Here is an 8,369-nt window from a genome sequence, read left to right as displayed (position 1 = left end):
TACAACCAAAGGCTCATCTCGCTCAGCGAGATGAGCCTTTCTCGTCCCCTACCCCCTCCGCCCGCGTTGATCATGAAGTTATTGTCCTGACACGCCGAGGCGGATGGCAATAACTTCATGATCAACGCGGGGGAACGGGTGGGTGGGGTGGGTGGGGCTAGAGGCCGGATAGGCGTTGGCCGGCTCGCACCACGGCCATGGCGTGGCGTTCGCCGGGGCGGCGGCCCAGACGCTCGATCGGGCCGGAGATGCTGACCGAGGCGATCACCCGGCCCGTGCGGTCGCGGATCGGCGCGGAGACGCTCGCCACACCGGCCTCCCGCTCGGCGACGCTCTGCGCCCAGCCGCGACGGCGTACCTCGGCGAGGGTGCGGCCGGTGAACTTGCTGCGCGGCAGCAGCGGCATCACCGCCTCCGGCGGCTCCCAGGCGAGCAGGATCTGGGCCGCGGAGCCGGCCGTCATCGGCAGCACCGAGCCGACCGGAACGGTGTCCCGTAGGCCGCTGGCGCGCTCCGCCGCCGCCACGCAGATCCGTTCGTCGGCGCGGCGTAGGTAGAGCTGCGCGCTCTCACCGGTGGCGTCGCGAAGCGCGGCCAGCAGTGGCTCGGCGGCGGTCAGCAGAACGTCCGGTGCGGCGTTGGCCAACTCACCCAGACGGGGGCCGGGCCGCCATCTGCCCTGGGTGTCCCGGACCAGCATCCGATGGATCTCCAGGGCCTGGGCCAGGCGATGTGCGGTGGCCCGGGGCAGCTTGGTGCGTTCAACGAGTTCGGCCAGGCTGGCGCCGTCGACGCAGGCGGCCAGGATGACCACCGCCTTGTCGAGAACGCCGACACCGCTCATACTGTGTCCCACAAGCCGAAACTTACCTCCCAGAATTTAGGATGTCCAGATGGTGGGAGTCACTCCTGAGCCGAGGACCCTGGCCGAGAAGGTCTGGGACGCGCACGTCGTACGGTCCGCCGCTGGTGAGCCGGACCTGCTCTTCATCGACCTGCACCTGCTGCACGAGGTGACCAGCCCGCAGGCGTTCGACGGGCTGCGGCTCGCCGGGCGCCGGGTGCGTCGTACCGACCTGACCCTCGCGACCGAGGACCACAACACCCCGACCGGGTACGCCGACCCGGCGTTCCGCCTCCGCCGTGGTGACCTGCTCACCATCGCGGACCCGACGTCGCGTACGCAGATCGAGACGTTGCGCCGCAACTGCGCCGAGTTCGGGGTGCGGCTGCACCCGCTCGGCGACGACAACCAGGGCATCGTGCACGTGATCGGCCCGCAGCTGGGTCTCACCCAGCCGGGCCTGACGATCGTCTGTGGCGACTCGCACACCGCCACCCACGGCGCCTTCGGCGCGCTCGCCTTCGGCATCGGCACCAGCGAGGTGGAGCACGTGCTGGCCACCCAGACGCTGCCGCAGAGCCGACCGAAGACGATGGCCGTGAACGTCACCGGCCGTCTCGCGCCCGGCGTGACCGCCAAGGACCTGGTGCTCGCGCTGATCACGCAGGTCGGCACGGGTGGGGGTCGCGGGCACATCGTCGAGTACCGCGGCGAAGCGATCCGCGCCCTCTCCATGGAGGGGCGGATGACCATCGCCAACATGTCCATCGAGTGGGGCGCCAAGGCCGGCATGATCGCGCCGGACGAGACCACCTTCGCGTACCTCAAGGGTCGACCGAACGCGCCGCAGGGCGCGGACTGGGACGCGGCGGTGGCGTGGTGGCGGACGCTGCCCACCGACGAGGGCGCGCGCTTCGACGCCGAGGTGACCCTGGACGCCAGCAAGGTCACCCCGTTCGTCACCTGGGGCACCAACCCCGGGCAGGGTGCGCCGCTGAGCGCCCCGGTGCCGGACCCGGAGGAGTTCGTCACCGACTCGGAGCGCACGGCCGCCCGCCGGGCCCTGGAGTACATGGACCTGCGTCCCGGCACCCCGCTGCGGGAGCTGCCCATCGACGTGGTCTTCGTGGGGTCCTGCACCAACGGCCGGCTGGAGGACCTGCGGGCCGCCGCCGACGTGCTGCGTGGCCACCGGGTCGCCGACGGCGTCCGGATGCTCGTGGTGCCGGGTTCCGCCGCCGTGCGCGAGGCCGCCGAGGCCGAAGGGCTGGACAAGGTCTTCGCCGACGCGGGGGCCGAGTGGCGGTTCGCCGGCTGCTCCATGTGTCTGGGGATGAACCCGGACACGCTGAAGCCGGGTGAGCGTTCCGCCTCCACCTCGAACCGCAACTTCGAGGGCCGGCAGGGTCGGGGTGGACGTACCCACCTGGTCTCCCCGCCGGTGGCCGCCGCCACCGCCGTGGTCGGCCGGCTGGCCGCACCCGCCGACCTGTAGAAGGGACCGACGAGATGGACAAGTTCACCACCCACACCGGCACCGCCGTGCCGCTGCGCCGGTCCAACGTGGACACGGATCAGATCATCCCCGCCGTGTACCTCAAGCGGGTGACCCGGACGGGCTTCGCCGACGGGCTGTTCAGCGCCTGGCGGGAAGATCCGGCATTCGTGCTCAACGATGAAAACTATTCCGGGGCGTCGATCCTCATCGCCGGCCCGGAGTTCGGCACCGGCTCCTCCCGGGAGCACGCCGTCTGGGCACTACGGGACTGGGGCTTCCGCGCGGTGGTGGCCCCGCGCTTCGGTGACATCTTCCGCGGCAACGCACTCAAGGAAGGTCTGTTGCCGGTCGAGTTGGAATTGAAAGCCGTCGAAGAGTTGTGGGACCTGGTCGAGGCCGATCCGACCACTCCGGTGACCGTCGACCTGACCGCCCGCCAGCTCCGAGCGGGGGACGCGAGCTGGTCGTTCCCACTGGACGACTTCAGCCGTTGGCGGCTCCTGGAGGGCCTCGACGACATTGGACTCACCCTCCGGCACGCCGCCGACATCGACTCCTACGAGGCGCGCCGACTGCCGTTCCTGCCCTCCGTCGCATAGCCGTTAGGCCGCTCGCACAGCGGATTTCACCCCCATCGGTCCATCCGGTGGGGGTGAATCCGTTACGACACAAGGGCTTTTTTCTACCGAATGTTTGTGTCCCGGCAGCACAGGGCATACCGTGCGCGCAGAATGGCTCGCGACGAGTCAGTTGCACAATCGGGAGGAAGTCGTGAACAAGGCCGAGCTCATCGAGGCGCTCGCCGTTCGCCTGGGGGACCGGAAGATGGCGACGGCCGCGCTCGACGCGGTCCTCACCGAGGTCCAGGCGGCGGTCACCAAGGGCGAGAAGGTGGCGATCACCGGATTCGGAGCATTCGAAAAGCGTGTGCGTGGCGCGCGAACAGCGCGCAACCCGCGTACCGGCGAGGCGGTGAAGGTCAAGAAGACGTCAGTCCCGACCTTCCGCCCCGGCGCCGGGTTCAAGGAGATGGTGGCCAGCGGCAAGGTGCCGAAGGCCACGGTGGCGACGAAGAAGACCGCCACCAGCACCGCCACGGCCAAGGCGGCGGGCACGAAGGCGACCGGCACGAAGGCGGCCAGCGCGAAGGCCACCGGCGCCAAGGCCACCACGGCCAAGGCGGCCAGTAAGAAGACCGCCCCGGCCAAGGCCAGCAAGACCGCCACGGCGACCAAGACGGCCGCCAGCAAGAAGACCGCCCCGGCCAAGGCGAGCAAGAGCACCACGGCGACCAAGACGGCCGCCAGCAAGAAGACCACCGCGGCGAAGAAGACCACCGCGGCGACCCGGTCGACCGCGGCGAAGAAGACCACCGCGTCGGCGAGCAAGAGCACGGCGGCCAAGAAGGCGCCGGCGAAGAAGGCTCCGGCCAAGAAGGCGGCCAGCAAGCGCTGACCGACCCACTCCGCAAGGGCGTCCACCCGTTGGTGGGCGCCCTTGCGGCGTACCGGCCCGTCTTTCGGCGTACGGGGACCGTTGACCCGGTTGCCTCGCTCGCGCAGAATCGCCGTGCCGGCCACCCCTGGGCCGGCCCGTCGACGGGAAATGGGGCGCCGGTGCGCTACCGCCAGCTCAGCACCGGGACGCTCGCGCTGGGCGTACTCCTCCTCATCGACGTGCTGCGGGTCTGGCTGCCCGGCATCATCACCATCTTCGGTCAGGCGGCGTCCACCCCCGCCGAGCTGATGGGGGCGTTCGCCCTCGGCTGGTTCGTGCTCGCGCTGGGCGCACCCTCCGTGGTCCGCCGAGTCGGAGCGCGCCCGGTCACTGTCGTCGCCGCTGTCGCGCTCGCCGTCGCCCGGCTCACGCTGACCGCCGCCCCCGGCGGGCGTACGCAGCTCTGGTTGGCCACCGCCGGGTTGCTCGCCGGGCTGGTCTGGCTGGTCGGCGTCGCCGCCGACATCGACCGCCCGGTCCCGGGGCTGGCGTTGGGGTTCGCGGTCAACGCGGCCCTGCACGCGGTGCTGGACACCGCCGACCTGGTCTGGCGGGGTGACTGGGTGGCCTGGCTACTCAGCGCCGTCGCGGTGGCGGTGTTCCTGGTCGGCACGGCGCAACCCGGCCGGCTCGGCGGTGCCGGTGACGCCCTCGCCGGCCCCGTAGCCGCCCCGGCCGGCGCTGGTGGTGGGCGAGCCTGGCTGCTGGCCGGGCCCGCGCTGCTGCTGGCCGGAATGGTGGCGCTCTCCCCGGCGCTGGCCCGCACCGGGATGTCGTACCTGGTCGCCGGCGATGGCGTGGCTCGTTCGCCACTGTTCGGCCTGGCGCCGGTGCCGGTGGCGGTCGCCGGGTTCCTGTGCGCCGCGTTGACCCGGTCGCCGCGCGGATGGGGTCGAGCGTACGGCCCGGTGGCGCTGCTCGCCGGCGCCGTGCTGTTCGCCCTCGACCGGGGCGACCTGCTCCTGCCGGCGATCCTCCTCGCCGCGGTCGGCCTCGGCGCCTGCCTGGCGCTGACCGACGACACCAGCCAGCCTGCCAGCGACACCGCGGGCGCCGGCACCGCTGGGGGCGCCAGCGCCTCCCGGCGGGGGTACGCGGCCGCCGCCGGGATGTTCGTCTTCGCGCTGGGAGCGGTCGGGTACTACTCGGCCTACGACCTCGGCTACCCCAACGCCGCGGTGCCCGTGGTGGTGGCCGTGCTGGTCGCCGCCGTGGCGTTCACCGCCCGTCCCGTCGTCCAGCGGCTTCCCGGGCCGTTTCCGCCGCTCCGGGCCGCCGCCGCGGTCACCGCGCTGGCCCTGCTGGCACCGGTGCTCGCCGACGAGGTGCCGGTGGCCAGCAACCGGGACGGCCCGCCGGAGCGGTTGACGGTGGTGGCGTACAACATCCGGATGGGTTTCGGGCTGGACGGCCGGTTCGACCTGACCGGCCTCGCCGAGGTCGTCGTCCGGCAACGGCCCGACGTGGTGCTGCTCAGCGAGGTGGACCGGGCGTGGCTGCTGAACGGCGGGCACGACACCCTGGACCTGCTGGCCGACCGGCTCGGTATGCCGTACGTCTTCGGGCCGGCCGCCGACCCCGTCTGGGGTGACGCGGTGCTCAGCCGTTGGCCGGTGCGCGATCCGCGGACCCTGCCGCTGGCCGCCGTCGGCGCGCCCACCGGCGCGCAGGCCCTCGCCGTCACGCTGGACCTCGGCGACGGTGTCCGTACCGCGGTGGTCAGCACCCACCTGCAACCGCCGCCCGGCGGGGGCCCGGTGGTCCAGGCCCGCGCGGTCGCCGACTTCGCCACCCGGTACGCGGCCGGTCGACAGTTGGTGGTGGCGGGTGACCTGAACACCGAGCCGGGCGACGAGGCGTTCACGGAGTTCGCCAACGCCGGCCTGGTCGACGCGTTGGCCGCCGCCCGACCCTTGGCGACCAGCCCGGCCGACCATCCGCGCCAGCAGATCGACCACATCTTCGTCTCGCCCGGCCTGACCCCGAGTGATCCGGTCGCGCCGCGCAGCACGGCCAGCGACCACCTGCCGGTCGCGGTGACCCTGACCCTGCCGCCCCGCTGACGAAACGGGCCGGTGCGAACGCGGGCCGGTGCGAACGCGGGGCGGTGCGAACGCGGGCCCTACAGGCGATCGGCGGCCAGTAGCCGGTCGGCGGCGAAGGCGAGCAGCCAGCCGCCGCCCTTCGGTGTGGTGAAGTCCTCGTCGGTGCGGCCGGTCAGCCGCTGCAGCGCACCCGGCAGGACCTTGCCCTGGCTGCACACCGCCGCCTGCCCACCACTGCCGGCAAGCTCCAGCAGCCGGGCGGCGGTGGCCAGGATCTGCTCGTCGCTCTGCTGGCCGGGTTGGGGCTCGTCCAGGTCGCCGCAGACCTCGATCGGCAGGTCGAGCAACGCGGCGACCGGGTCGAGGGTCTGCACGCACCGTCGCGGCGACGCCGACACCAGCCGGGCCGGTCGGATCAGGGCGATCAGCTCGGCCAGCGCGTTCGCCTGGGCCCACCCCTCGGCGTCCAGGGGCCGACCGACGTCCGGGCCGGACCAGGTGGCCCGCTTCCCGGCGTGCGCGTGGCGCACCAGCGCGATCGTCGCCGTCACCGACGGCAGCGCGGCGAACGCCCCCAACACCTCGGCATCGTGGGAGTAGCTCACCAACCGGATCGCGTCGTCGACCGTGAGCCAGCGGATGTCGTCCACCTCGGTGCCCGGCTGGAAACCGCCGCTGGCCACCGCGAGCATCGACCAGTAGTCGACAAGCTTGGGCTGCCCCTCGCTGCGGTACCGCACCGACGGCAGCCGCACCTGCGGCACGCCCCGCACGTCGGCCTCCTCGGCCACCTCACGGACAGCCGCGGCCAGCGCGTGCTCGCCCGGTTCCAGCTTGCCCTTCGGCAGCGTCCAGTCGCCGTAGCGGGGGCGGTGCACCACGCAGACGCGTACGCCGTCGTCGGTCGGCCGCCAGGCCACCCCGCCGGCCGCCCGGATGCCGGTCACGGCAGCCAACTGGTCCGCCGTCGCCGGGTGGCCCGGTGCCAGGCGGCCGGGAAGAGATCCCGCATCCGGCGTACCGACAGGCGTTCCCGCTCGGCCAGCCGCCCGGCGGTGACGGCCAGCGCGTGGTCTTCCGGCCGCTCGGCGGCGATCCGCAGCCAGGTGTCCGCCGCCACCGCCGCGTCCTGGTGCTCGCCGAGCACGTCCTGTACACGGGCGAGGGCGCGGGACAGCCGGCGTGCGCCCTTGCCGACCGTCGGGGCCACCGCGTTGACCGCGTACCTGGCTTGCTTGCCCTCCTTGCGGACGGCGTGCCAGCGGTCGTCCGGCGACTGCGCGTCCAGCCCGTCGACGCCGTCCGGCCCGGTCAACCGCCGCCAGGGGCGCGCCACCAGCGCGGGTAGCGCCTGCGCGGCGGGCGCGGCCGCCCGGCGGGTGAGTCGGGGCGCGCGGGCGGCCAGCACCAGGGAGTCCACCAGGGCCAGGTAACGCGCCGAACGCAGCGTCTCGTCGATGGCGGTGAGCGCCTCCCGCTGCCCGTCGGCGAGCACCTCGTCGAGCCGGTTCACCGCGCCCTGGTCGAGCGGGCTCAGCGGATCGGCGTCGGCGGTACGGCGCAGCCGCGCGCGCAGCACCTCGGCGTCGCGGGCCGCGCCGAGAACACCTGCCAACCAGCCGAGCTCGGTGCGCAGCGGACGGGACCAGGTCTTGCGCAGCAACGGTTTGAAGGTGCGCAGATCACTGCGCAGCCGTCGACAGGCCACCCGCATCTGGTGCACGGCGGTGTCGCCACCGCCCGCCGGGGCGCGCAGCCGGACCAGCGGGTCGTGCGCCAACAGCCGGCGGATCTCCTTGCGTACCGCCTCGGTCACCACGTCACCGGCGCTCGGCTCGGCGGTCAGCCCGGCCGGCGCGACCAGGTCCGGGTCGGCCTGCGCCGTCTCGCCCAGCGCCCGTACGTGCTTCGGGGTGAACGACAGGCCCTGGGCACCAGACTCGCGCAGCACCCCGCCGACCCGGTCGAGCAGCTTCCGGTCGCCGGCCTTCAGCTCCACCTCCACCTCGCGGAACGTGGCGGTGGTGGCGCCGACGTCGTCGAGCACTGTCACCCGGTCGTCCACCACCTCGGCGAGCACCGTGCCGGCCCGGTCACACACCTCGTACGCGTGCCGCACCGTCCGGACCACGACCACCGGGGCGAGCGGCGCCCCCCGGTGCAGGACGGTGACCAACTCCACCAGCTCCGGTGGCGGCTGCCCCTTCGGTCCGGCCCGGGAGATCTCGTGCCGGACGCCAGGTGTCCCGGTCGGTAGTTTCACCGTCCAGGGCAGCTCGTCACCCCGGCGGTGGCGTAGCGAGGCACCGGCCCGGGCCAACCGCAGGTCGACAGTGTCGAGGTAGCGGGCGACAAGCGTCACCGGTGGCAGCGCCCGGACCCGACCGCCGGCCGGGGCCGTGCCGGCCAGGTCCGGCAGCACGTAGGCGTCGTCCACCTCGTACTTCTGCTCCTCCTCGACCATCAGCTCAGCCTATGCGCTGCG

General features: G+C 73.0%; 7 protein-coding genes. 4 read left to right on the top strand and 3 right to left on the bottom strand.

Features of this window, described 5'->3' with window-relative positions; translation table 11 throughout:
- Nucleotides 1-157: 157 nt before the first annotated feature.
- Nucleotides 158-844: an IclR family transcriptional regulator gene (locus ACLQ3B_RS17495; protein WP_007456408.1), complete on the bottom strand. Its 687-nt coding sequence runs from the start codon at nt 842-844 to the stop codon at nt 158-160.
- 49 nt (nt 845-893) lie between these two features.
- Between ACLQ3B_RS17495 and leuC the strand changes: the two genes are divergently transcribed.
- From leuC to ACLQ3B_RS17475, 4 genes are all read left to right on the top strand, one after another.
- Nucleotides 894-2,339, top strand: a complete 1,446-nt coding sequence (gene leuC / locus ACLQ3B_RS17490; RefSeq protein ID WP_425781801.1) for a 3-isopropylmalate dehydratase large subunit — start codon at nt 894-896, stop codon at nt 2,337-2,339.
- 14 nt (nt 2,340-2,353) lie between these two features.
- Nucleotides 2,354-2,941, top strand: coding sequence for a 3-isopropylmalate dehydratase small subunit (gene leuD, locus ACLQ3B_RS17485; RefSeq protein WP_355005286.1), 588 nt, complete (start codon nt 2,354-2,356; stop codon nt 2,939-2,941).
- Nucleotides 2,942-3,113: 172 nt separating this feature from the next.
- Nucleotides 3,114-3,797, top strand: coding sequence for an HU family DNA-binding protein (locus tag ACLQ3B_RS17480; protein WP_196928011.1), 684 nt, complete (start codon nt 3,114-3,116; stop codon nt 3,795-3,797).
- Between the two features lie 161 nt (nt 3,798-3,958).
- On the top strand, nt 3,959-5,902 hold the full coding sequence (locus ACLQ3B_RS17475) for an endonuclease/exonuclease/phosphatase family protein (RefSeq protein ID WP_425781800.1): 1,944 nt from the start codon (nt 3,959-3,961) through the stop codon (nt 5,900-5,902).
- Nucleotides 5,903-5,961: 59 nt separating this feature from the next.
- On the opposite strand, the gene ACLQ3B_RS17470 is transcribed toward ACLQ3B_RS17475, so the two are convergent.
- Complete coding sequence (locus ACLQ3B_RS17470) at nt 5,962-6,840, bottom strand: NUDIX hydrolase (RefSeq protein ID WP_425781799.1); 879 nt, start codon at nt 6,838-6,840, stop codon at nt 5,962-5,964.
- Entirely contained in the window at nt 6,828-8,348 is a 1,521-nt protein-coding gene (locus ACLQ3B_RS17465; protein ID WP_425781798.1) for a CHAD domain-containing protein, read from the bottom strand. Before ACLQ3B_RS17465 ends, ACLQ3B_RS17470 begins: the two co-directional genes overlap by 13 nt.
- Nucleotides 8,349-8,369 lie beyond the last annotated feature (21 nt).

The sequence above is a fragment of the Micromonospora sp. DT53 genome (genome assembly GCF_049841535.1).
Lineage (GTDB): Bacteria > Actinomycetota > Actinomycetes > Mycobacteriales > Micromonosporaceae > Micromonospora.
This window is presented reverse-complemented; position numbering and strand designations above follow the sequence as displayed.